Origin of the sequence: Sulfuricurvum sp., assembly GCF_036279695.1 — a bacterium.
Classification (GTDB): Bacteria; Campylobacterota; Campylobacteria; order Campylobacterales; family Sulfurimonadaceae; genus Sulfuricurvum.
In genome coordinates this window covers 1-24,408 of the sequence record NZ_DASUIQ010000088.1, presented here as the reverse complement: position 1 = coordinate 24,408, position 24,408 = coordinate 1, and the positions used below count along the sequence as shown (strand labels likewise).

Annotated in this window: 24 protein-coding genes; 12 read left to right on the top strand and 12 right to left on the bottom strand. The window is 44.5% G+C overall.

All coding sequences use genetic code 11. The features are described 5' to 3' along the window. Positions 1-647 (bottom strand): Plug domain-containing protein (locus VFW36_RS08895; protein ID WP_329658458.1); only part of this gene is annotated, 647 nt, incomplete at its 3' end. After that, entirely contained in the window at positions 644-1,183 is a 540-nt protein-coding gene (locus VFW36_RS08890; protein WP_329658457.1) for a GNAT family N-acetyltransferase, read from the bottom strand. The genes VFW36_RS08890 and VFW36_RS08895, both read right to left, overlap by 4 nt. 164 nt (positions 1,184-1,347) lie before the next feature. Between VFW36_RS08890 and VFW36_RS08885 the strand changes: the two genes are divergently transcribed. Further along, on the top strand, positions 1,348-3,264 hold the full coding sequence (locus VFW36_RS08885) for a putative bifunctional diguanylate cyclase/phosphodiesterase (protein WP_329658456.1): 1,917 nt from the start codon (positions 1,348-1,350) through the stop codon (positions 3,262-3,264). Here VFW36_RS08885 and VFW36_RS08880 read toward each other — a convergent pair. The 9 genes from VFW36_RS08880 to fabZ form a co-directional block, all read right to left on the bottom strand. Continuing rightward, positions 3,256-4,434 carry a glutathionylspermidine synthase family protein gene (locus VFW36_RS08880; protein WP_329658455.1) on the bottom strand — a complete coding sequence of 393 codons (1,179 nt, stop codon included), beginning with the start codon at positions 4,432-4,434 and terminating at the stop codon, positions 3,256-3,258. The genes VFW36_RS08885 and VFW36_RS08880 overlap by 9 nt on opposite strands. 2 nt (positions 4,435-4,436) lie before the next feature. Beyond that, the gene (locus VFW36_RS08875; RefSeq protein ID WP_329658454.1) at positions 4,437-5,027 is read right to left on the bottom strand and encodes a hypothetical protein; all 591 of its coding nucleotides are present in this window, start codon (positions 5,025-5,027) and stop codon (positions 4,437-4,439) included. A gap of 10 nt (positions 5,028-5,037) precedes the next feature. Beyond that, entirely contained in the window at positions 5,038-5,469 is a 432-nt protein-coding gene (locus VFW36_RS08870; RefSeq protein WP_329658453.1) for a hypothetical protein, read from the bottom strand. A 3-nt stretch (positions 5,470-5,472) separates the two neighbouring features. Beyond that, complete coding sequence (gene carB, locus VFW36_RS08865; protein WP_329658452.1) at positions 5,473-8,730, bottom strand: carbamoyl-phosphate synthase large subunit; 3,258 nt, start codon at positions 8,728-8,730, stop codon at positions 5,473-5,475. Positions 8,731-8,808: 78 nt separating this feature from the next. Beyond that, a complete protein-coding gene (mreC, locus tag VFW36_RS08860) occupies positions 8,809-9,570 on the bottom strand; it encodes a rod shape-determining protein MreC (protein ID WP_329658451.1) in 762 nt (253 codons plus the stop codon). Continuing rightward, positions 9,563-10,600 carry a rod shape-determining protein gene (locus VFW36_RS08855; protein ID WP_329658450.1) on the bottom strand — a complete coding sequence of 346 codons (1,038 nt, stop codon included), beginning with the start codon at positions 10,598-10,600 and terminating at the stop codon, positions 9,563-9,565. Before VFW36_RS08855 ends, mreC begins: the two co-directional genes overlap by 8 nt. Positions 10,601-10,608: 8 nt before the next feature. Then, positions 10,609-11,841 (bottom strand): ATP-dependent Clp protease ATP-binding subunit ClpX, encoded by a 1,233-nt coding sequence (clpX, locus tag VFW36_RS08850; RefSeq protein WP_329658449.1) that lies wholly within the window; start codon positions 11,839-11,841, stop codon positions 10,609-10,611. Continuing rightward, positions 11,838-12,623 (bottom strand): acyl-ACP--UDP-N-acetylglucosamine O-acyltransferase, encoded by a 786-nt coding sequence (gene lpxA, locus VFW36_RS08845; protein ID WP_329658448.1) that lies wholly within the window; start codon positions 12,621-12,623, stop codon positions 11,838-11,840. The genes clpX and lpxA overlap by 4 nt, the downstream gene beginning before the upstream one ends. 10 nt (positions 12,624-12,633) lie before the next feature. After that, the gene (fabZ, locus tag VFW36_RS08840) at positions 12,634-13,077 is read right to left on the bottom strand and encodes a 3-hydroxyacyl-ACP dehydratase FabZ (RefSeq protein WP_329658447.1); all 444 of its coding nucleotides are present in this window, start codon (positions 13,075-13,077) and stop codon (positions 12,634-12,636) included. A gap of 355 nt (positions 13,078-13,432) precedes the next feature. Here fabZ and VFW36_RS08835 point away from each other — a divergent pair, with 355 nt between their 5' ends. Continuing rightward, positions 13,433-14,008: a J domain-containing protein gene (locus VFW36_RS08835; RefSeq protein ID WP_329658446.1), complete on the top strand. Its 576-nt coding sequence runs from the start codon at positions 13,433-13,435 to the stop codon at positions 14,006-14,008. Positions 14,009-14,011: 3 nt separating this feature from the next. On the opposite strand, the gene VFW36_RS08830 is transcribed toward VFW36_RS08835, so the two are convergent. Continuing rightward, complete coding sequence (locus VFW36_RS08830; RefSeq protein ID WP_329658445.1) at positions 14,012-14,740, bottom strand: response regulator transcription factor; 729 nt, start codon at positions 14,738-14,740, stop codon at positions 14,012-14,014. 233 nt (positions 14,741-14,973) lie between these two features. Between VFW36_RS08830 and VFW36_RS08825 the strand changes: the two genes are divergently transcribed. From VFW36_RS08825 to VFW36_RS08780, 10 genes are all read left to right on the top strand, one after another. Beyond that, complete coding sequence (locus VFW36_RS08825; RefSeq protein ID WP_329658444.1) at positions 14,974-15,333, top strand: response regulator; 360 nt, start codon at positions 14,974-14,976, stop codon at positions 15,331-15,333. A gap of 9 nt (positions 15,334-15,342) precedes the next feature. After that, positions 15,343-15,618, top strand: a complete 276-nt coding sequence (locus VFW36_RS08820) for an STAS domain-containing protein (RefSeq protein ID WP_329658443.1) — start codon at positions 15,343-15,345, stop codon at positions 15,616-15,618. Beyond that, entirely contained in the window at positions 15,611-17,701 is a 2,091-nt protein-coding gene (locus tag VFW36_RS08815; protein WP_329658442.1) for a chemotaxis protein CheA, read from the top strand. The genes VFW36_RS08820 and VFW36_RS08815 overlap by 8 nt, the downstream gene beginning before the upstream one ends. A gap of 26 nt (positions 17,702-17,727) precedes the next feature. Next, a complete protein-coding gene (locus VFW36_RS08810) occupies positions 17,728-19,362 on the top strand; it encodes a methyl-accepting chemotaxis protein (protein WP_329658441.1) in 1,635 nt (544 codons plus the stop codon). An 8-nt stretch (positions 19,363-19,370) separates the two neighbouring features. Next, on the top strand, positions 19,371-19,865 hold the full coding sequence (locus VFW36_RS08805; RefSeq protein ID WP_329658440.1) for a chemotaxis protein CheW: 495 nt from the start codon (positions 19,371-19,373) through the stop codon (positions 19,863-19,865). Positions 19,866-19,874: 9 nt separating this feature from the next. Next, entirely contained in the window at positions 19,875-20,837 is a 963-nt protein-coding gene (locus VFW36_RS08800) for a chemotaxis protein CheV (RefSeq protein WP_329658439.1), read from the top strand. Between the two features lie 8 nt (positions 20,838-20,845). After that, on the top strand, positions 20,846-21,652 hold the full coding sequence (locus tag VFW36_RS08795; RefSeq protein WP_329658438.1) for a protein-glutamate O-methyltransferase CheR: 807 nt from the start codon (positions 20,846-20,848) through the stop codon (positions 21,650-21,652). 3 nt (positions 21,653-21,655) lie between these two features. After that, positions 21,656-22,492 carry a ParA family protein gene (locus tag VFW36_RS08790; protein WP_329658437.1) on the top strand — a complete coding sequence of 279 codons (837 nt, stop codon included), beginning with the start codon at positions 21,656-21,658 and terminating at the stop codon, positions 22,490-22,492. Next, positions 22,473-23,378, top strand: a complete 906-nt coding sequence (locus VFW36_RS08785; protein ID WP_329658436.1) for a hypothetical protein — start codon at positions 22,473-22,475, stop codon at positions 23,376-23,378. The genes VFW36_RS08790 and VFW36_RS08785 overlap by 20 nt, the downstream gene beginning before the upstream one ends. After that, on the top strand, positions 23,378-24,408 hold a 1,031-nt coding region (locus VFW36_RS08780), incomplete at its 3' end, for a chemotaxis response regulator protein-glutamate methylesterase (protein WP_329658435.1). The genes VFW36_RS08785 and VFW36_RS08780, both read left to right, overlap by 1 nt.

The following is a 24,408-nucleotide window of genomic DNA, read 5'->3' as shown; positions in this document are numbered from 1 at the left end:
CCATACGAGAGGGAGAGATCATCATGGACGGTATAAATATCCGCCGAAAATGCAAAATCATCCTCTCTCATAGCAAACGAACCACCGGCTTTACCGGTATGATGATTTCCTACCGAAGTAAACCAGCGACCGCTATCGCCGCTAGACATTTCCGCTTTATAGGTTGTGATGATGATCGATCCTGCATAGCCGGAGTGACCGTTGCTGTAGCTTCCCGGACCTCTAACGACTTCAATCCGTTTAATCATATCGATCGGCATACTAAGATAGGCGGTATAGCCGTCGAAAAAAAGATCATTGACCTCGACACCGTCGATGATGAGTTTGCTTTGACCGTAAGCTACCGGATTGGAACCTCGAAAGACGGGATTGAAAAGAGAAAGATTGTCGCTGGCGATATTGACACCGGCGACCAAACTGAGAGCCTCTTTCAGTGACGATGCTCCCGCGCGGGAGAGTTCTTCTCCGTCAAACACACTCATGACATAGGGGAGATAATCGATATTGGCTCGTTGATCTTTAGCGCTTTGTGCGATCGAGTTTATATCGCTAGTAAGGGCAGCAAAAAGGGTTGAATCGCTCTTTGCTTCAGCTGCAAAAAGAGAAAATGGGAGCCATAACAGAGCGAGAGAGAAACGGGTTTTCATGGGTTCTCTTTTAGAGTTAAAAGGACGGGGATCCGTTCTGCGCCGATTAGGTATTGAATAGGACCTATCGGTTGATAAGGGAGAGCTGCGTAGTTGAGAAGACGCAAAAAACTAGGCTCTACAGCCCCGATGAGTTGGAGGATGTTATGATCGGAAGCAATCTGATCGATCTTTTGTTGCATGATTTGGAGAACCTTTATGGTTTTTTTGAACGTTCTATAGGTTGCATTGACCGTTATGCGCGAAATTTCGGCGGTCCGCTCATCGTGAAGCAGTTTTTCCGAATCAATACGCATGACGTTGAGCGTCGGCAACCCTACCGCATCGTTAGGAAGAACGAGTCGGCATGAACCGACCAAAATGCCCTTCTTCCAAACACCTAATAAAAGAGAGTATTCATCATAGCGGTCATATTCAATCTCTCTGCCATCCTCTCTGGGGGCAAAAAATTTGAATTCGTCCACGAAAATAGAATACCGTTGATGCAATATAGCCTCTTTCTCTTCTTCCGTAAGTGCTGTTTTACATTCTAACAATAGTATCCTTTTTTAATACTGACCTAAAGATAGTCAATAAATAGTTAATAGGTGCTGAAAATTGGACAAAGATAGTCTAACTTCAAAGGTTAATAGGATAGAATTACTCAATTATTGAATGAATATTCAGAATAATAACTAAATTTATTTTACAAGGTTTTTTAATGCTAACGCTCTCAAAATCACGCCTTTCCTATAAAATCGTAGGATCATTGATTTTGATATTTCTATTAACGTTTATGACACTCGCAACGGTAGTCAGTATGGTTTTTGAGAATACCATTTTGGTTTCGGAAAAACAAAAAGCGGATTTGCTGTTGCGAACCATCGAAAAACCCCTTCAAATCGCCCTTTATCTGAAATTTTACGATCAGATTGAAGAGAAAGTCTCTCCCGTGGTTTCAGTGCCGGATGTGACCGAACTGGTGATATTCGATCAGAATGAAAAAGAGTTATACAGCTATAAAAGCAAAGAAAATATAGCATCCAGACACGAAGCGATCAGTGTAACCCACGAAATCAAAGAACCCACAAGTGGACAATTGATGGGATCGGTTATCTTGCGTTACAGTGATTTGGCCTACGATGAGACACGTAAGTCTATACAAAAAATCGTTTATGGGGTCGGCGCGAGTATCTTTGTGATTTTTTTCGTAGCGGTTTGGTGGGTTCGCTTTCTTCTCTCTCCATTGACTAAAATCGCTAAAAAGGTTCGCTATTACAAGCCCGGAGACCAAATGGTTTTTGAAGAAGAAGGGAGTGTTGAGATCGAACAGATTGTGACGGCGTTTAATGCGATGCAAAAAACAACTCAGGACTATCTTGCACAAATTGAAGCGATGAATGCCTCTTTGGAAATCACCGTTCAAGAAAAAACCCATGAATTGGAAAACCAGTATTATATTGATCGGCTCACGGGCTTGCCGAATCGGTATCGATTGCAAGAGCGATTAGCGCAAGGGGAACCAATCGCACTCGCGGTCGTTAATGTGGATGATTTTAAAGAGGTTAACGATTTCTTCGGGATCTCTATCGGCGATGAGATGCTGATACAAATCGGAACATGGCTCAAAGAACTCTCCGGCGGATGTTATCGTTTGGGCGGGGATGAGTTTGCATTGGTTTTCAATGAGCTTTCCCACAAAGAGCTGGAACACCGTTTAACGATGTTGATCAAGCTTTTGGATGAAAAAACCTTTATGGTCAAAGAGGAGAGTTTGAATATCCGTGTCACTATCGGGGTGGCGATGGGAAGCGAAAAAGTGTTGACACAGGCGGATATTGCCCTACATCACGCTAAAGAGAACAAAAAACAGATCGCATTTTATAATGAAGACGAAGGGGTTGAAGAGCACTATCGGACGAATTTGACGATGGCTTCGAATGTTCGAAGAGCATTGTTTGAACGCCGTATTATTTGCTACTATCAACCGATTGTAGACATCGAGACGGGAAATATCGTCAAGTATGAAACATTGGTACGTATGATCGATGAGTCTGGAAATATCGTACCGCCGATGCAGTTTCTCCCTATCGCGAAACAAACCAAGCTCTATCCGCAAATTACATTAGAAGTGATCTATCAGGCATGTACCCTTTTTGCTTTGCGTGATGAAGAGTTTTCGATCAATCTTTCCGACAGTGACATTCGTAATCCTCACACGGTGAGCGAGATCATCAAAACGATTACCGATACGGGCACGGCATCTCGGATCGTATTTGAGATTCTAGAATCTGAAGGGATTGAAAACTACGATGAGGTGACACGGTTTATTACCCAAGTGAAAGCGCTAGGGGCGAAAATAGCTATTGATGATTTCGGAACCGGATACTCAAATTTTGAAAATATATTGAAATTGGGGGTTGATTACATCAAGATAGACGGATCACTGATACGAGAGATCGCTATCAACCCTCGTCATCGTATTATTGTTGAAACGATTATCGATTTTGCGAAGAAAATTGATGCGAGAACGATTGCGGAATTCGTTTCGGATGAGGTTATTTACAACACCATCGAAGAGATGGGTGTCGATTATTCACAAGGGTACTTTTCCGGTAAACCTATATCGTTATCGTAATACGTGCCCCACAAATTTGGACATATTGCCTAGGATTTTACCGCCGCGACGGAATCCTAACCCACACGCTTCATACGCGAAAAATACCCCTGCTTGGTAGCTGTTACCGCTCGTATCTTTCGGGAACTCGACATACTCTTGGTAGATAGGTTTAAAATTCCCGTACGGTCCGTCATTCGATTCGATTGTATTACCTGTAGCATCCAATATACGGACATTGGCACCTTCGCGACCGAACATCCGTTTTTCGACCTGTTGAACCCCTTGAAGCGGCTCAAAAGAGGTTTTAAGAAGATACGGGGAATCCGGGAAGAGATCGCATAGGATTTTCATCATCCCTTTGGACTGAAAGAGGAGGGTATAGGCAGGATTTAGGATGATCGCCTTTTGGTTGTTCATGATCGTTGTGAGTTGCGTGGCGAGTTCCGGTTCGTCAATGGCAATCTCTTCCCACGGAAAGAGTTTGAACCAATACTCATACGGCTCTTCGGCAGAGTCATAGATCCCCTCATCGTCAAACTTTACCCCGCCCAGTGGTTCGAAGCCACTCTCAAAACCTGCATCAATCGCCATTTGCTGTAACAGACGTACTGTTTGTTCCTCTTCTATATTGCCGCTGATGGAGCTAAAGAGAATTTTCCATCCGTCATAATGGTTTTCAAATGTTTCGGGATCATCGAAAAGGGTGACAAGTCGGCGGAAATTGTCGCTGATGGCTTGATAGACATTATTGAATTGACGCTCTTCATCCATGCCGTTATGTTTGAGCAGTGCCCATTGTAAGATGGCCGTTTCAAAAAGGGCGGTTGGAGTGTCCGCGTTAAACTCGATAAGTTTGATCGGTACTCCACCGATTCCGCCGGCGAGGTCAAATCGTCCGTAGAGGTGCCAGTGGACATCGTTTTCCCAGCTTTTTCTGATCGGGTCAATCAAGTTAAAGGGGATACCGAGGTCAAAAAAGAGATTGTTGTCGATGACATGTTGAGCGGCAGTAGCGTACATATCGTAGAGTTCATTGACTGCTTCGTAGTATGCTTCGGCTTCGTCATCGGTGACAACGACGAGTTCATTGGCAATGTATTTGCTCTGGTCGCTGTCGGTATGCCAAGCGAATCCGAATTGCTCTAACGCGTGATCATCGATGGGTTTGATGCTTTGTAGGGATACCATACTCATCCTCCGAAACTACTGCTAGAACCGGTGCTTTTAGAGGCGGAATTGCCGAAGAAACTTTTTTTCTGGCTGTTTGATGTCGCTGAGTTACTCCCCCCTGCAGATGAGCGGTGATATGCGGAGCGGTTGGACATATCTTGGTGTTTGCGGACATTGGCATTATTCATCAATGCATTTGCAATCATATTCCCCAATAGTGCTCCCCCCGCCGCGGCAAGAATGGTTCCCGCAAGCCCCATACCTTCGCTTTTTGGTTCGGCATTAAGCTCTGATTGCCCCGCTTCCATTTTTTTGTATTCTTGGTCGGCGAGTTCTTTCATCTCGGCTTCACTCAGTACCCGTTCACGTACAGTACCGTTTGCATCGGTCTCTTTGATGATGGCGCGGCTTGGTCCGGTGGTCGGCATCTCTTCGACGATTACGTATTTTCCGTTGGTGAGCTGTTCGACAACGAGAAATTTATTTTGTCCTTCGGTCTGCTCGGTTGATGCCTTTTCTTCAGGGGCACTTTGGCAACCGCTAAGGGCACTTAGGACAATAAGTCCCATACTCCCCATCATAACGTGGTTTGCGGATATAAAATGTTTCATAAATAGACTCCTATCGTAGTTGTTTTAGGTGAGTTGTATTGAGGATAAAAATTTTGGATGCGCTTTGTTCATGTAAGCCCTGATTGTCTTCCACGATGATGTCACTGACGGATTGGCAAAACGTTTCATCAAAGCTTTTTCCGCTTTCGTTGGCTGAGGTCGAGTAGAGCCACCCGTAAGGTTTGATGAGTTCAGAGTGTTTCGTGTCACTGACATAGCGGAACGCTTGATTTTTAATAATAAACGTCGTTTTGGTGCTATGGCGAACGCGATGTTTATGAACGGAGGGGATACGGATGTCACGAGAGAGCGCTTTGAGTTCGGCATAGACTTTGAGAAAGGGTTTATCACCTTGGCGCATTTTTATCTCTTCTAAACGTTTACCGTTTTGAGAGAGAAAACCGACGGTGGTGTCGGTTTGGGCGAGGATGATTTTAGTCATGGCTCAAGAGAGTAGATAATCTTGGATCGCGTGAGGTTCCATCCAGCTGTCATCTTGCATATGCCCCATCGCCTCGATAGCGGCGCGTGCCGCACTGAGCGTTGTAAAATACGGAGTTCCCATACGCAATACGATTTGGCGGATTTGTTCAGCGTCTTTTTTCGAGGTTTTATTATCGGAGGTATTGATCGCAAGAGAGATCTCTCCGTTTTTCATGACATCTTCGATATTAGGGCGCCCCTCGCTGATTTTAAGAACCGCTTCACAAGGGATTCCCGCTTCTTCGATCACTTTTTGGGTTCCGCGTGTCGCGACAAGTTTAAACCCTTGGTTATGGAGACCGCGTGCGATTTCAGGAGCGTGCATTTTGTCCATTTCGATGAACGAGAGGAAACAGGTTCCCGATGTCGGGATTTTGTTTCCTGCGGCAAGCTGGCTTTTGGCGAAGCTGACACCGAAGTTTTGGCTGATACCCATAACTTCTCCGGTCGATTTCATCTCAGGTGAGAGAACCAAATCGGCACCGTAGAGTTTGTTGAACGGGAATACCGCTTCTTTGATCGCAACGTGCCCTTTTAGACGAGGTTTGAGCAATCCATCGGCTTCCATCACGATGTTGTAGTTGTCGTAGAATTTGAGTGCATTGCGTAAGCTATCACCGAGCATAACACGGGTAGCGACTTTAGCAAGCGGCATTCCGGTCGCTTTGGAGACGAACGGAACGGTACGGGATGCACGCGGGTTCACCTCGATCAAATAGACTTCGTTTTGATAAATAGCGTATTGGATATTGAGTAGACCGATAACGCCAAGACCCAATGCAATTTTCTTCGTTTGTTGTTCAACTTGCGCTTGGATGTCGGCACTAAGGCTTACCGGAGGGAGTGAACATGCGCTGTCTCCTGAGTGGATCCCCGCCTCTTCGATGTGCTGCATCACCGAACCGATGTATACTTCGGTGCCGTCACTGATCGCATCGACGTCGAGTTCAACCGCTTGATCGAGAAATTTATCGACTAGAACCGGAGAGTCGTTACTGACCGATACCGCTACATCCATATAGGTACGGAGTTCATCTTCGTTGTAGACGATACGCATTGCCCGTCCGCCCAAGACGTATGAAGGGCGAACAAGAACCGGATAACCGAGTTTTTCAGCGATCTCAAATGCCCCTTCTTTGGTCATTGAAAGACCGTTTTCAGGCTGTTTCAACCCTTGTTCAACGACGAATGCGGAGAATTTTTCACGGTTTTCCGCCAAGTCGATTACTTCCGCGGAAGTTCCCGCGATTTTAGCCCCTATTTCATGCAAGCCGTTCGCGAGTTTCAGAGGGGTTTGTCCTCCGAAGTGGACGATGATTCCATCAGGCTGTTCCGCTTCGACGATAGAGCGGACATGTTCGAAATCGATCGGTTCAAAGTAGAGAACATCAGAGGTATCGTAGTCGGTTGAGACAGTTTCAGGGTTACAGTTGACCATGATCGTCTCGATCCCCATCTCTTTGAGTGCGAATGAGGCGTGAACGCAGCAATAGTCAAACTCAATCCCTTGACCGATACGGTTTGGTCCGCCGCCGAGAATCATCACTTTTTTCTTGTCGCTTTGACGCGGTGTTTGAAGTCCGAGACGAGTGATGTTGGTAGTTGAATAGAGATACGGGGTGAGTGAACCGAACTCTGCCGCACAGGTATCGACCTCGTTGTATTCGAATGCGATTCCTAGTGCTTTACGGGCATCATAGACATTAGCTTCTTTCGCATTGCCGCCGTTTTGGGTGATCAATTTGGCGATCATTTTATCCGAGAACCCTTCGGTTTTGAGGCGGCGAAGCTGAGGTTCATCTGTAAGCGTTGCAGAGGTGATGGTTTTCTCTTGTGCGATAATCTCTTCGATTTGGGTTAGGAACCACGGATCGATTTTAGAGAGCTCGAAAATCTCCTCTTTGGAAAGACCCATACGGAAACCTTGACCTACGTAGAGGATACGTTCCGCATTCGGGCGGCGGATTTCGTGTTTGACGAACTCTAAATCGCCGTCGATTCTGTCGAAACCGCAAAGGCCTGTCTCAAGAGAGCAGAGGGCTTTCTGAACGGACTCTTTGAAGGTTCGTCCGATTGCCATCGCTTCACCGACCGATTTCATACTGGTGGTGAGGGTTGATTCTGCTTCGGGGAATTTCTCAAACGTAAAGCGAGGAACTTTGGTTACGATGTAGTCAATAACCGGCTCAAACGCCGCAGGAGTTCCGGTGATGTCGTTGGTGATCTCATCGAGGGTAAATCCGACCGCGAGCAAGGTTGCTACTTTGGCAATCGGGTAACCGGTTGCTTTCGATGCGAGTGCGGATGAACGTGATACACGAGGATTCATTTCGATAACGATCATACGTCCTGTTTTAGGATTTACGGAGAATTGTACGTTTGATCCCCCTGTGTCAACGCCGATTTCACGTAAAATAGCGAACGATGCGTCACGCATACGTTGGTACTCTTTGTCGGTCAAGGTTAGAGCAGGGGCAACGGTGATCGAGTCACCCGTATGAACTCCCATCGGATCGAAGTTTTCGATCGAGCAGACGATGATACAGTTATCGTTACGGTCACGGATAACCTCCATCTCGTACTCTTTCCAACCGAGGAGTGACTCTTCGATCAGGATTTCGGTAATCGGTGATTCATCCAGTCCGCGTTGGGCAAGAAGTTTGAACTCGTCGATATTGTAAGCGACACCGCTTCCGCCACCTGCGAGAGTATAGGAAGCACGGATGATGATCGGAAATCCGATCGCTTCGGCCGCCGCCATCGCTTCGTCCATGTTATAGGCATATCGGGAAATCGGCAAGTCCATACCGATTTTAACCATGCACTCTTTGAACGCTTGGCGGTCTTCCCCTTTTTTGATCGCACTTGGGTTGGCACCGAGAAATTCGATCCCCTCTAGCATTCCCATTTCATGCATTTTCATTGCGGCATTGAGTGCAGTTTGTCCACCCATCGTCGGCAAAATAGCGTCTACGTTCTCTTTCTTGATGATTTCCGCGATGATTTCGGGTTTAATCGGTTCGATGTAGGTACGATCGGCAAATTCGGGGTCGGTCATAATCGTTGCCGGATTCGAGTTAATCAAAACTACGCGGTAGCCAAGTTCTTTGAGCGTCTTGACCGCTTGTGTTCCTGAATAGTCAAATTCACAGGCTTGACCGATGACGATCGGGCCTGATCCGATGAGTAATATCGTTTTGATGTCGTCGCGTTTTGGCATTGAGACCCCTCGTCATTAAAAATTTTATTATTATAGACGAGAAGCACTTAAAATCGGATTACAAGGGGTAAGGAGAGGTTATCTAATCTGAGTTATTACGTGAAAATAGGCGGGATTTTTACCGTAAAAATAGGGTTCTACAACGGCACTTTGATAGCCGCTTGCTTTCGAAATAGAGAGTACGCGTCCCACTTTCAGACCGGACATAAAAATACGATCCAACCCTGAGGTGAGGACTTCATCTCCTACACTAATCGGAATCCATGTCGGAATGAACTCTACGATCATTTGACGTCCATTATTACCGCGCACAATTCCCGGTGCGTTTGTCGCTCCGATATTAACGGCATAGGTACTTTTAACGTCTCCGTTCAAGAGCGCCATCGGATGAGAGCCTTTGCCGATTACGATTCCGGCGGCATAACCGCGATAAAGGAGTCCGTAAACCCGTTTAGGATCAAAGTGCTCCATTTCGATCCATACGCGGTGCGGATCACCGAATCGAACATACGAGAGAGTACGTACCAGTGCGGTTTTAGGCAGTGTTTGAAAACTGCTGTTTTGCTCTTGCAACAGTTTTTGATACTCATCGGCGACTTGATGGAGGTTTAGCAGCTCTTTTTCATAATAACGATTTTTTTCGCGCAGTTCTACAATGGTTTTTTGCTGATGGTAATGTTCGTCAATAGCGTGTTGAATCCCTTCTAACCCGTTAAGATAGGATGATTTCATCGAATGGGTTAGATGGAGAACGGGAGATTGCAAAAAGTTGGTAAAGTAGAGTGCTCCACCCACCATTGCAGCGAGCAGAGCCGCAGTGGTTAATGTCTGTTTATTCATTATCGAAGAGTTCGTGGAGTTGGTCGATCTCTTCTAATGCGCGTCCGGTTCCGCGAGCAACACATAAAAGCGGCTCATCGGCCACGTAAACCGGAATTTTGATGGTTTCTGAAATGTATTTGTCAAGTTGACGGATCAATGCCCCACCTCCGGTGAGGATAACACCGTTGTTGACAATATCGCCAGCCAAATCCGGCGGCATATTTTCGAGTACGTCACGTAGCGCTTCAAGGATCTCTTTGAGCGGTTCACGCATCGCTTCACGTGCATCTTCGCTGGAGAGTTCGATGGAGGTAAGGAGACCCTCAACTTGGTCACGCCCGTTGATGATCATTTTAAGCTCTTGGGCTAACGGCATTGCCGTTCCGATATTGATTTTGATGTCCTCGGCGATACGCTCACCGATCAAGAGATTGTATTTGCGTTTGACGTAATCCATAATCGCGCGGTCGATTTTATCCCCCGCTACACGGATAGAATTACACAACACGAGTCCGCCCAAAGAGATAACACCGATTTCGGTCGTACCCCCTCCGATGTCAACGATAATGTTCCCTTTCGGTTCACGAATATCGATCCCCGCACCGATTGCCGCCGCCATAGGCTCATCGATTAAGTACACTTCGCGTGCTCCCGCACTCATCGCCGATTCACGAACCGCTTTGCGCTCTACTTGAGTAAGACCGTATGGGATACAGATGATGATACGAGGACTGATGAGAGTACTTCGTCCGTGCGCTTTTTCGATGAATTTACGGATCATTTTTTCGGTCATATCGAAATCGGCGATAACGCCGTCACGCATAGGGCGGATCGCTTTGATGTTACCCGGAGTTTTTCCGACCATCTCTTTCGCTTCGCGACCTACGGCAAGCACTTTTTGTTGACCGTATTTTTCTGTTTTAACCGCTACGACAGAGGGCTCATTGATAATAATCCCTCTCCCTTTGGAGATAACGAGGGTATTTGCGGTTCCCAAGTCGATAGAGAGATCGTTCGAGAACATTCCGATAAGTTTATTAAATAGCATTGACTCTCCTATGCACTTTTTTGTGTTGATTTTTTAATGTAGACAGGGGCGATATTCTCTTCCACAACCTCTTTGGTGATGAGTACTTCGTATCCGCTGTATTCAGGGAGCTCATACATCGTCTCTCCCATCGTCTCTTCCATAATGGCACGAAGACCGCGCGCACCGGTTTTACGGGCCAATGCTTTGGCTGCAATGGCACCGAGTGCATCTTTATCAAACGTAAGTTCGACATCATCGATAGCGAATAGTTTGGTGTATTGTTTCACCAAAGAGTTTTTAGGTTCCGTCAAAATACGAACCATCTCCTCTTCGGTGATTTTATTCAAGGATGCGATGATCGGTAAACGTCCGATGAGTTCAGGGATAAGCCCGTAACTGACCAAATCATCCGGCTCGACATTTTCGAAACTGTCATCAATATCGGTTGTACTTCGTTTCTCATGTCCGAAGCCCATAACGTTGGCTCCTTTTTTACGCTCCAAAATTTGCCCCAGCCCGTCAAATGCTCCGCCGCAGATGAAGAGGATACCGGAGGTATCGATTTGGATGAAATCTTGGTTAGGGTGTTTGCGTCCCCCTTTGGGAGGGATATTGACGACCGCCCCTTCGATGATTTTGAGAAGGGCTTGCTGTACCCCCTCGCCCGAAACGTCGCGGGTGATAGAGCGGTTTTCGCTCATTCGGGAAATCTTATCGATTTCATCGATAAAGACAATCCCCTGCTGTGCCCGCTCGATGTCACCGTCCGCGGCTTGGAGAAGTTTGGTCAAGATATTTTCAACATCTTCTCCGACGTATCCCGCTTCGGTAAGGCTCGTCGCATCGGCAATCGCAATAGGGACGTTAAGAACACGTGCAATGGTTTGTGCCATGAGGGTTTTACCGCTTCCGGTCGGTCCGATCAACAGAACATTCGATTTTGCGATCTCTGTTTCATCTTCGACGAGGGTATGCTTGAAGATACGTTTGTAGTGGTTATATACGGCGACGGAGAGAAGTTTACGCGCCCGCTGTTGACCGATAATGTATTGACCCAGAAAATTGTTAAGCTCTTTAGGGGTCAGAAGTTCAGTGTTTTTGTGCTCATGAGTCGTGGTCCCCTCACCCTCAGAATCACCGAACATGATTTTGTAAGCGGAGAAAACACAATTTTTACAAATGTAGACATTTGTTCCGGCGATAAGCGGGTTGTGATCGCTCTCAGGAGCGTCACAAAAACTGCAATGACGATGAATCATGATTGATTCCTTTCATAGGGGATACCCCGTTTGGTATTGACAATAAAGGTACAAAGATTTTTGACCAATTCGCTTTGAGTCTCTTGAAGCAAAGCGGTTGCTTGTTCTTGAAGCGGTTTCCCCGATTCAAATAAATCGCGGTAAGCTGAGCGAAGGGCATCAATATCGGCACGTTCGACATGGCGACGCAATCCGTTGAGATTGAGCCCGCGCAATACCGCGCGATTCCCTTCCGCCAAACAATAGGGAGGGACGTCTTGTGACAGTGCCGATGCACCCGCGATCATGGCGTAATCGCCGATTTTGACAAACTGATGTACCGGAGTCATACCGCCGATGACGGCATAGTTGCCCATCTCGACATGCCCCGCTAATGTCGCGGCGTTGGCGAGGATACAGTGATCGCCGATGATAACATCATGACCCAAATGGACATACCCCATAAAAAGGTTGTCGTTTCCGACAACGGTTTTGCCGCCGCCGCCCGCAGTCCCCGGATTAAATAGGGTGAATTCGCGGATTTTGTTGCGATCTCCGATGATGAGTTCAACCTCTTCGCCGGCGTATTTCAAATCCTGCGGAATAGAGCCTAAAACGGCATGGGAAAAAATATCGTTGTATTCGCCGATCGTCGTGTTGCCGTAAACACAGGCACTTGCGGCGATTTTCGTTCCGCGCCCGATTTTGGCTTTACCCGATATAAAGCAAAACGGACCGATTTCGACCTCTTCGCCGATAATCGCACCGTCCTCAATAACCGCTAATGGAGATATGCTGCTCATAGTCTCTCGCTTACTTGTCAACGATCATGGCTTTGAGTTCGGCTTCGGAAACCAAAGCGTCATCAACGTATGCTTTCCCCTCCAAAACCCAAATAGAACCTTTGTGTTTTACCACGTTCATACGGTATTCTAACCGATCGCCCGGACGGACAGGGGCACGGAATTTAGCACCGTCGATACTCATAAAATAGACCACTTTATGCGCGGCTTCCTCTTCGGTCATATCCATGCTCTGAAATGCTAAGATACCGCCCGCTTGCGCCATCCCCTCCAAAATCATAACACCCGGATAGATCGGATGACCCGGAAAATGACCCTCGAAAATTTGTTCGCCGATAGTGACGTTTTTATAACCGATTAGTGACTCATTCGGGGTAATTGCGGTAACGCGATCAACGAGGAGAAAAGGGTAACGGTGGGGTAAAATTTTTTGAATTTGAACAACATCTATCATATTTAGGGACACCTTGGGTAAAAAATCCCCCAATTTTATCGTAAAAACGGTTAATCAATAATAATAACTTTTTTGCGGCTCTTTGAACGTTGCAATACCGATGGAATAAAGATTGCTTAAAAAAAGGGATTGTTTAGTTTAACGTTGGGGTTATATGCAGATTTTAATCGGGACACACTATACCATTATATCGCTCGATGAATCCAAGATGAATACCCATAATCTTTTTTCTTTTATAAAAAGCCAATTCCCCTTGCATCAGATCAATCAGAACAGTATTTTGTTAAATTATTCAAAAGAGAATCACTTCAAACACCTTTTTCTGATCAAATGGATCTATTCTATACATAAAAAAGTGAATCGTAGGGATAGTGCCAATTTACGCGAAGTTCTCATCGATCGCGTGGAAAAACCGATTAAAATCATGACCAAAAAAGATATAGAATCCAAAAACACGATCTATCTCGACGTGTTGGAAAAAAGCAGATTGCGTATTCGGCTAGAACATAAAAATTATCGATTGTTTTGGGAACTTCATTCTAGGTTTCAAAAGTCTATTCGGAACGTATCGTATCAAAACGATTTTTTTGAAATCAGTATAGATAATCAAGAGACGAAGGGCAACATCAAAAATATCGTCGAGGCACAACGGATAGGGGAAATAGATGTTTCGATCAGATACAACCCCTCTGAACTTGACCCATTTTTACATTATGAAGCGCGAGATGATTCGTTGTCAAACGCATTAAAAATTTTGAGTGCAGATCCAAACGAACCTATAGATAGTATCAAGAAACGGTATAAAAAGCTGTTGGTTCGGTATCATCCGGATAATGTTTATCAAGAGGGAATGGAAAAAATCAACGAATATACCGAAATTTTCAAAAATTTGCAGGTTTCATTTGACATTGTGCGTATGCACCGTTATTAGCCGCTAAAGGATAATTCTGTATCCGATAGAGGGTAGGGTGGTGATGAGCTCTTTGTAGGTTTTTCGTCGGATGAGTTTGACCAATGTCCGAATATTGGCAATCGTGCTTTCTCCATGATTGGAAATAACACTCAAAATTTGATCATACGTTATGACCTGATTTTTATGATTAAGCAACTCTTCTAAGAGCAGTATTTCCTGTTTCATGAGCGGGATATAGACGTTATTATGACAGAGAACTTTGGCCTCAAACTGGTAAAAAAAACCTTTGCCCAGAGCAATGCTGTGTTCTTGATGAACACAAGGCCCCTCGGCCGGTTTCACGTCCAACGCGAAATTATTCGCTCTTGCTTTTGCCAGCATCAGATAGTTTTTGACCCGAAAATAGAGTTCTGCCGCATCTAGGGGTTTGCGTAAGATGTCTTCTCCCCCTGCAAGGATGATTTTTTCATTGATTTCAGTGACCCCTACCGCCGTCATAAAAATGACGATTGCCGATTGGGATAGCGGATCATTTTTAATGAGACGGCATGCTTCGTAACCGTCCATTTTGGGCATAAGTATGTCCATTAAAATCAAATGAGGATGCTCTCTCTGGGCAATTTCGACCGCTTTTTCACCGCTCTCAGCTTCAAAAAAGTCGACAAAACTAAGTTTTTTAAGTACTTCTATAACAAGCGTACGTATTAACTCGTCATCATCGACTATCAGAACTTTTTTTCGTGTTAACATTATTCACCTAATATCTATGATAATAAATGTGTAGTATACAAAAGATATATTAATGTTCCTTATGGGATTGAAACTTTTCGGTTGAAAATGCGACACTCTTGCAACTCTATTCTTCTAAACTTTCAAGTATGAATTCAAAATACTTATCGAATTGATTGTTTTAAACTGTTATTAATATTTATGTGTTTAGAATGAGCTAATGATGAGTAAAAAATGAGTAAAAGGAGAGTTGAATGGCCAAGATATTAATTGTTGATGATTCAAGTTTGATCAGAAGTGTGGCTGCATCAGCGGCAAAAGAGGCGGGGCATGAACCGATTATGGCAACGAATGGACAAGAAGGGATCGATTTGATGGGATCTCATCAGATTGATATTGTCTTTTCGGATGTGAATATGCCGATCATGGGTGGACTAGAGATGGTAGAACGTATCAAATCAAATCCTGAGTACAAATATATTCCGGTCATTATGCTGACAACCGAAAGCGATGAAACTCTGAAAACGAAAGGCAAAGAGCTGGGCGTTAAAGCTTGGATGTTAAAGCCTTTTAATAAAGAGAAGTTTTTTACGGCACTCAAAAAACTGTTGTAGAGCAAGCAGATGAACACACTAGAGTATGACAAACTGACTATATATGAAGTTGAGTCATTTCATAAAAATTTGTTGCAATGGTCTAATGAATCAAACGGTGATTTGATCCTCGAATGCGGACACTTGCATAAGATTGATATGGCGGGGATTCAGCTTTTGCTTTCGGCTCAAAAAGCGTGTGCCTATAAAGGGGTAAATTTGGTTTTAAAAAACCTATCTGCTGAAGTCGCCGCAACCATTCGTACAGGGGGGTGCGAAGCACTGTTGGGAGGCGAGAATGAGTGAAGAACTTCAGCTCTTTTTAGAAGACAGCAGCGAACAGCTCGCCTATATGGAGAGCTCTTTGATTAACATGCAAGATGAGGGTGTTAATGAAGAGGACGTCGGTGCACTCTTTCGGGCGATGCATACGATCAAGGGGACCGCGGGGATGTTCGGATTTGATGATGTGGTCGGTTTCGCCCATATCGCCGAAAATTTACTCTCTGAAGTCCGATCGGATAAGGTACCGTTGACGCCTGAAATGATAACGCTGTTTTTGCTTTGTAAAGATCACACGGAAAATTTGATCAATACGGCGGTGGATCAACAGCCGATTGACGACGAACTGCGAAAAACGAATGATGAATTATTGGTACAGCTTCTCGGGTTTACACCGGGAAATACCCAAAGTCATTCGGGAAGCGAAGAACTTCATCATGGTGCTTCGGATACAGGAGTGCATGAATCTAATCTTTGGCATATAAGCCTCGGGTTGCACAGAGATTTTTTCAATACGGGGATGGATGTTTTAAATCTAATCTCATTTTTGGATGATCTTGGAACCGTAAGTAAAAAAGCGATTTTGACCGAAAAGATCCCTTCGCTGGAAACCTACAATCCGGTTGAATCTTATATCGGATTTGAAATTCAGTTGGAGAGCGAACACTCTCGTGATGAGATTGAAGAGGTATTCGAGTTTGTTTTGGATGACATCGAGCTGAGAATATTTAAAGCGAATGATAAAAGTAGCCTTTTAAATTGGATTGAAACTCTCCAAGATAAAGTCTCTAAAGTGAAGTTTCTCATTGCCAACGGATTTTTTCCTCAATCTGATTTTATAACAGAGGCAGTAGCGCCGGTAACGGTAACTCCATCTGTACAGGAATCGGATAGTAACATGGAAGAGACTCAATCGGATGAGCAAAAAACGGCATTGAAAAAAGAGCCGTTGAAAAGCTTTTCTTTGCGCGTTGATTCGAGCAAAATCGATCAGCTCATCAATCAAATCAGTGAGATGGTTATCGCAAATGCCAAGATCGCTCAGCGCGCGGATATGGTCGATGATGCGGAGTTGAGTGAATCCACCACCATTATGAGCGATATGCTCGAGTCGGTTCGTTCAAGCGTTATGAATATCCGTATGGTTCAAGTCGGTGACAGCTTTGCCAAATTCAGACGAATCGTCGGTGACGTCGCCAAAAAACTCGGTAAAGAGATCGAATTTACGATCAACGGCGGTGAAACCGAGCTGGATAAAATGGTGGTTGAGAAAATATCCGATCCCATCATGCACATGCTTCGAAATTCGATCGATCACGGGATCGAAATGCCCGATGATCGTGCAGCTGCGGGGAAATCTCCTAACGGCAAAGTGACATTAAGCGCTTATCCTGACGCGGGAACGATCGTCATCAAAATCGTGGATGACGGTAAGGGGTTGGATCGAGATAAAATCTTAGCAAAATCGATTGCAAACGGTATCGTATCTCCGAACCAAAACTTATCGGATAAGGAGATTTTTAATCTGATTTTTGCCGCAGGATTATCGACGGCGGATCAGGTCTCGGATATATCGGGTCGCGGAGTCGGGATGGACGTTGTCAAACGAAACATCGAAGAACTGCGCGGAACGGTAGAGATTGATTCCATCAAAGGGGAAGGGTCTACTTTCACGATTAGATTGCCTCTTACGTTGGCGATTATCGACGGATTTTTGATCCAATCCGGTGATACGAAATATATCATCCCTCTGGAGATGATTCAAGAGTGTATCGAGCTCAGCGCTTCGTATAAAAAGCAGATGAAGGGGAACCATTTCATTAATCTGCGAGATTCTATTCTCCCTCTTTTGGATATTCGAGAATATTTTAAAGAGACTGAGAGCAAAAGTTCTCGTGAAAACGTCGTCGTAATACGATACGGGGACTACAAAATGGGGTTACAGGTGGATGAACTCTACGGTGAGTTTCAAACGGTTATCAAACCATTGGGCGAAGTGTTTAGAAATGTGACCGGTATCAGCGGCGGTACGGTTTTAGGAAGCGGTGAAATCGCTTTGATTTTCGATATTCCGAAGCTTATGGAATATCAGATTCGAAACAGTTAAAAAACAAAATCAAAAAAGGAATGGACATGAATACCATCAATATCGATTTACAAGAGTTCGGAATCAATGAATACGATGTGGCGAAGTATATTCGTCTGGGCATAGAGTCAGAAAAGAGTCATGAGGAGTTTGAAGCGTTTGTGTCTAAGTTCGGGGGATTGATCTCATCGGTTGCCGCCGGAAATGTCAAAGCTCGTATTGATGCGAATGCTTTTAACGGCGGATTTAAAATATTGGCGGAATCAACCAATAATTTGCTGAGTATTGTTGATAAAGCATTTGCCGATACGATTTTTGGATTGAACGCATTGCAACAAGGTAACTTCGATGCTCGAATTACCACCGAGTACCAAGGTGATTTCGATGTGGTTAAAAAAGCGGCGAATGATACTGCGGCTAAATTAGGGCTCTTGCTCCGTAACTACAATGCGGGATACGTTGAGATTCAAAAAGGGAATTTAAAAGCGCGCGTCAATCGAGACGGTTTTGAAAATGACTATCTCAAATTGATCGATGTTGTTGATGAGACGTTGATTGTTGTCGACAAAGCATTCGCGGATACGATCTACGGTCTTCAAGCGCTCGCAAGCGGTACCCTCAGCGCCCGTATTACCACCGAATACCAAGGTGATTTCGATGTGGTAAAACAAACGGCCAATGCAACCGCAGCAGTTTTACAAGAGTTGTTCAGCGAAGCGGGTAGCGTATTGGAAAAAATGTCTAAAGGGGATATGACCGATCGTATTTCAAAAGATTTCGTCGGTGATTATGTCATGATTAAAACGGCAACCAATCAAGTCGCCGATCAGCTCGAAGATATGGTGAGTAAAATCAACGGAAGTGCCGCAGAGTTTACGAATGCCGCTGAGGGTGTCAGTTCATCCTCTCAAACGCTTAGTGCGGGGGCGACACAACAAGCAAGCTCATTGGAAGAGACCAGTGCCGCACTCGAAGAGATGAGCGGAAGCGTTGCAGAGTCGGCGAAAAATGCGCAACAAACGAATATCATGGCGGAAGATGCGGCGAAGATGGCAATGGAAGGGGGCGAAGCGGTGAGTAAAACGGTTCAAGCGATGCAGACGATCAGTGAGAAAATCGGAATCATCGAAGATATTGTCTATCAAACAAACCTATTGGCGTTGAATGCGGCGATTGAAGCGGCACGTGCGGGAGAACACGGTAAAGGGTTTGCCGTTGTTGCCGCCGAAGTCCGAAAATTGGCAAAACGTTCACAAATTGCCGCGCAGGAGATCTCTGAAACGGCTAGTCAAAGTGTGAAAGTGAGCGAACTCGCCGGTAAATTGATCGGGGAAGTGGTTCCGAAAATCCAAGACACGGCGAAATTGGTTAAAGATATTGCAAATGCGGCGAAAGAGCAAGATGTGGGAATCAGCCAAATCTCAGCGGCGATGACACAACTCGATCAAGTGACCCAAACCAATGCGGCATCGTCTCAAGAGATGGCGACGGCGAGTGAAGAACTCAGTATGCAGGCAAATAATTTGACCCAAATGATGCAGTTCTTTAAAATTACTGAGACACGAAACAGTGGATTCGGCGGTATGCAGGCTATGGTTGCCCCAAGACGAAATATGCAACCGGCGATGAACAGCAATCGACGCTCAGAAGGTTTAGATCTAAGAAATTTTGATCGTTATTAAGGGCTACCATGCGTCACGACGATATAGAAAAACATTCTGATATAGGGCAAGATCAATATCTCCTGTTTTATTCGGGAGGGGATATTTACGCGATTAAAGCACTAAGCACAAGCGAGATTGTGGAGTATTCGACGATTACGAAAGTCCCTTTGATGCCCTCTTTTGTTAAAGGGGTGACCAATATTCGCGGTAATATCGTCCCCGTTATCGATTTGCTGGATCGTTTTGATCTGGGGGAAACCCAAGTGCAACCTAAAACATCGATCGTTGTCGTCAACTATAAAAACGAGGATGAAACTACGACTCAGCTGGGTATCATCATCGATGAAGTGTATGAGGTAGATGACATTCACTATGAACAGATGAAAGACGCACCGGGATTCGGGTCCAAAGTCGATAAGAAGTTTATACAGTATATGGGCAAGTACGAGGGTGATTACATCGCCATACTGGATACGCAATCGATTTTAAATATTGCGGAACTATCGAAGACACTCAGATAAAGGATGCGCATGAACAGTTATGATGAATTAGAAGATATTACGAAATCCGGGTTTGAAGAGATAGACGACGATGAAGATGAGTTGGATATTGTCAAACTGGTCAGTACCAATGCAAATGATACGAGCCAATACCTCATTTTTGAGGGGAGCAACAACGAATTTTATGCGAAAAACGTCTCTAAAATCGAGGAACTGCTCGTCTATAAAGATCTCAATCTCGTCAAAAATCCGGGGGAAGGGCTCATCGTCGGGACGGCGGATATCCGCGGTAATATGACCACAATCGTTAATTTTGATCGATGGTACGGCAACAGTGTGTTAGAGGACAATGAGTATGAGTTGATCGTACTGGCGCATTACGGCGGACATCGAATGGGGATCGTCGTCAAACGGGTGGAATACATCGTCAATATTCCGGCCGAAACGATGGTTGACAACTCTGAGACGAATGAAAAATCCTCCTTTATCACCAAGATTGCGTTTGCCGGAAAAGAGAGATTGTGTACTATTTTTGACAGCGATAAACTCCTTTTGGACGTATTCGATAAAATTGATACACAGCGGGTATCGCATACCAAAGAGGTCAAGCCGATCGTCAAAACGAACAAAAAGATTCTTTTTGCCGATGACAGTCGCTTTATCCGTAAAATGGTTCAAGAGCTTTTTGATACATTGAACGTCAGTTATGAAATTTACGAAAACGGCAAAGCGCTCATCGATGGGGTTAAAGAGATACCTGTTGATGAGATCGGGCTGTTTATAACCGATTTGGAGATGCCGGTCATGGGCGGTAGAGATGTCATGCGTCTGATTCGTGAAAACAAGAGTTACAATCACATCAGTATCATCGTCCATACCAATATGTCGAACGATAATATGGAGAGCGAGTTGACGAAAGCCGGGGCGAATGCCATTATCGGCAAAGTAAACATGCTAAAACTGGGTGAAGCGATTAACGAGCTGATTATTTAAGGGTAAAAATGGCAACGCCAAAATTAGAAGATGCCGAATTCCGAACGTTTCAAAAGATCATTTTTAAAGAAGCGGGAATTGACTTAAATGACACCAAAAAAATATTAGTGCAAAGCAGGTTGCTGAAGCAACTCATGAAATACGGATTTGAAACCTATACGGAATATCTCCGGTTGGTTCAGATCAACCAGCTTGAAAAGACCGAAATGGTGAATCTGCTGACGACGAATGAGACCTATTTTTTTCGTGAAATTGAACATTTTGAATTTTTACAAAAAAAGATTCTTCCCCATTATCGTCCAAAAGGAAAATTTCGTGTTTGGAGTGCCGCAGCTTCGGTGGGTGCGGAAGCCTACAGCACCGCGATGCTTTTGGACAGCGTCCTCTCAAAAACAAATTGGGAAATCATGGGGACGGATATTAACACCGAGGTTATACAAAAAGCTAGAGTGGGACTATACCCCGAGAGCTGGGTAGAGAAAATCCCGATGGATTTGCGAAAGATGTATTGTTTGAGGGGAAAAGGGGAGAATGAGGGGAAATTTTTGATTGACCGCTCCTTGATCCCGAATATGAGTTTTGAACAAGCCAACTTGCTCGAATTGAGCAGTAGTTTGGGACAGTTTGATCTCATTTTTTTACGAAATGTGTTAATCTATTTTGATAATGCTACGAAGCAAAAAGTGGTGGACGGAGTGATAGATCATCTTCATGCCGGAGGTTATTTTTTCATATCTCATACCGAAAATTTGAATATGATCAATATTGATCAGCTCGAGCAAGTTCAGACCGCGATCTATCGTAAGAAAGGGTAGTTGTTGAAGAAAAATAATTTAAAAATCATCGTTGTCTCAAGCAAAGGCGGCGTCGGTAAAAGTACCATATCCATGCAACTCATTGCCCCGTTTTTGTATGAGTTCAACGGCAATAGCCCCGTCGCCTTTTATGAGTTTGATGATGAAAACAGCGATTGTCTGAGTTACGGCGACAGCAAACTAACCAACAGAAAAATTGTCGAGGTCTCGTCTCCCATTTTACGCGAAGATTTGGCGGAAATGTTTCTCAAAGAGGAGACCGCCTGTTTTGACATCGGAGGGAATAAAACGACGACAATGGTGTTGAACGCTTTCAATGAAAGCGGAATGATCCACTTCGTCGATCTGGTCGTTATCCCCCTTTTGGACGGAGAACAAGACGGGATCAATGCGATCGTTATCTACTCGGTGTTAAAAGATATGAGACCCGATCTTAAATTTATTTTCGTCCTGAACCGAGCCAAAAACCACCGATATGTGGAGTATCAGTTTGATAATTTTTTCGGGGATGTCCGAGGGATCTTCGAGAACAACAATTCGGTACGAAACTGTTTGCTCGGGGATGATGAAAATTATATCGCGATGCTCGATGATGATATTATCAAATACAGCCGACGATTCGGGTTGACAATCTACGAGATCGCGCATCAAAACAAAGATTTTATCTCTTTGCTCAAACTCAATATGAAAGAGATGAGCAAAGAGCAAGAGATTAAGCTTACGAGTTTTAAGAACTATATCAAAAAAACATCCGATACCTATTATGACGATGTTTTGAAATTAGGATTTAACAAACTGAAGTTCATTTTGGAGAGAGACCATGACAACCAAGCAGTATAGTCACTATTTACCGTTTTTAGCCCAAAACTATAATATAGTGCTTTTTAGCAATAAACACTATGAAGCGTACAATGAGGCAAAAACATTTTTTGCCTCCGGTATCCAGCGAAATATGCAAAATAGTGAACTCGACAACATCAATATTACTCTAATGTCGAACAAAATAGACATCGTACTTTTGGATACGACGGAAGATCCTCAATCCGCCCGAAAGTTTTACGAAGCGATAGAGAGTTATAACGATCGGATTGTCATTCTTAGCATCATCAATCGTGAAATGGGAAGCGACGTTATTGATTTGGTGGAGTTGAGTGACACCATTGTATTTGATACGTGCACTTATGAGGAACTAAAAGGAAAACTAGTCCAGATACTCAGCGTGTTTTATACGATTATCTCGATCGGACGACGGGAAGTCAATCTCAAAAGCGGTTCGTCCGATGTGACGATGCTGGTTGACTTTTTGGATTTTTATCAGGGGAGCTCGCTCTTTATCGTGGACGAATTGATCGAACTCAATCAGCGATTAAAAGCGGGCGAATTGTCCAAAGAGCTGCTCAGTGAGATCGGGGGGAAAATTTTAGATATTTCGGAGATATTTTCGAAGCACACTTTGTTTGTGAGAGTGGCTCCGACGTTTAAAGATTTGGGGAATTTTTTAAATAAACTCGATTTTTCTACGATCCCGCCAAACGGTCTCAAAGCGTTTGATTATTTGAGCGAGATTATCGATGATTTGAACAAAAACATGATGGATATTTTCGTCGATAGAATTTTTCAGGATGTTCACGTGTTCGAGGATTCGTTGCAAAACAATATCGAGTTTATGAAAAGCAATCTATTCTCAAAAGTAGATGAAGATGAAAGTGAATTGGACTTTTTCTGATGATTAAAGTATTTGTTATTGATGATTCTGCCGTTGTACGAAGCGCCTTTAAACGGATATTTGACAAGGCGACGGACATCGAGCTGATTGGGGCGGCGAATAATCCTGTGGACGCTTTTGCGATGTTTGCCAATGTGGGGCTTCCCGATGTTTTTATTTTGGACATTGAAATGCCGAAAATGGACGGATTGGAGTTTTTGGAGCTCATCAATAAACAAAAGCCGATTCCCGTCATCATCTGCTCGACAATGGTCTCCTCCGGCAGCAGTGCGGCGGTTGATGCGATGAGGATGGGTGCGGTCGATGTGATCCATAAACCCAATGCCAATCTAGGGCAATTTTTTGATGATGCGACGGATGAGTTTCTCGACAAAGTGAGAGCCGCATCACGCGCAAAAGTGCGGTTCAACTCAACCATCGCGACCAAAAAATACACCCTGAGCAAAGAAGAATACGGTAAAAACTCCGCACTTCCCGCATCCAAGAAAATCGTTGCTATCGGATCGTCAACGGGTGGGGTTCAGGTGATCGAAGAGATTGTCCAATATCTAAAACCCAATCACCCCGCGATAGTGATAACTCAACATATGCCTGCGGGATTTACCAAATCGTTTGCCGAAAGACTCAACTCTCTATCTTCTCATTCGGACATCAAAGAAGCATCAGAAGGTGATAAACTGTTGCCGGGACGAATCTTGATTGCACCGGGCAATTTGCACATGGAAGTCAAAAAATCGGGGTTTACCTACGAAGTAGCCTTGAAAGACTACCCGAGGGTTAGCTCTCACAAACCGAGTGTAAACGTCTTGTTCGCATCCATGGCAAAAGAGGTCGGATCTCAAGGGGTCGGCGTTATTTTGACGGGGATGGGGGAAGATGGCGCGAGCAAGCTACTTAGTATGAAAGAAGCGGGAGCACAAACGTATGCGCAGGAAGAAAAATCATGCACCGTGTATGGAATGCCGAAAAAGGCGGTCGAATACGGTGCGGTAAAAAGCTCATTATCCATATTCGAGATAGCCAATATGAT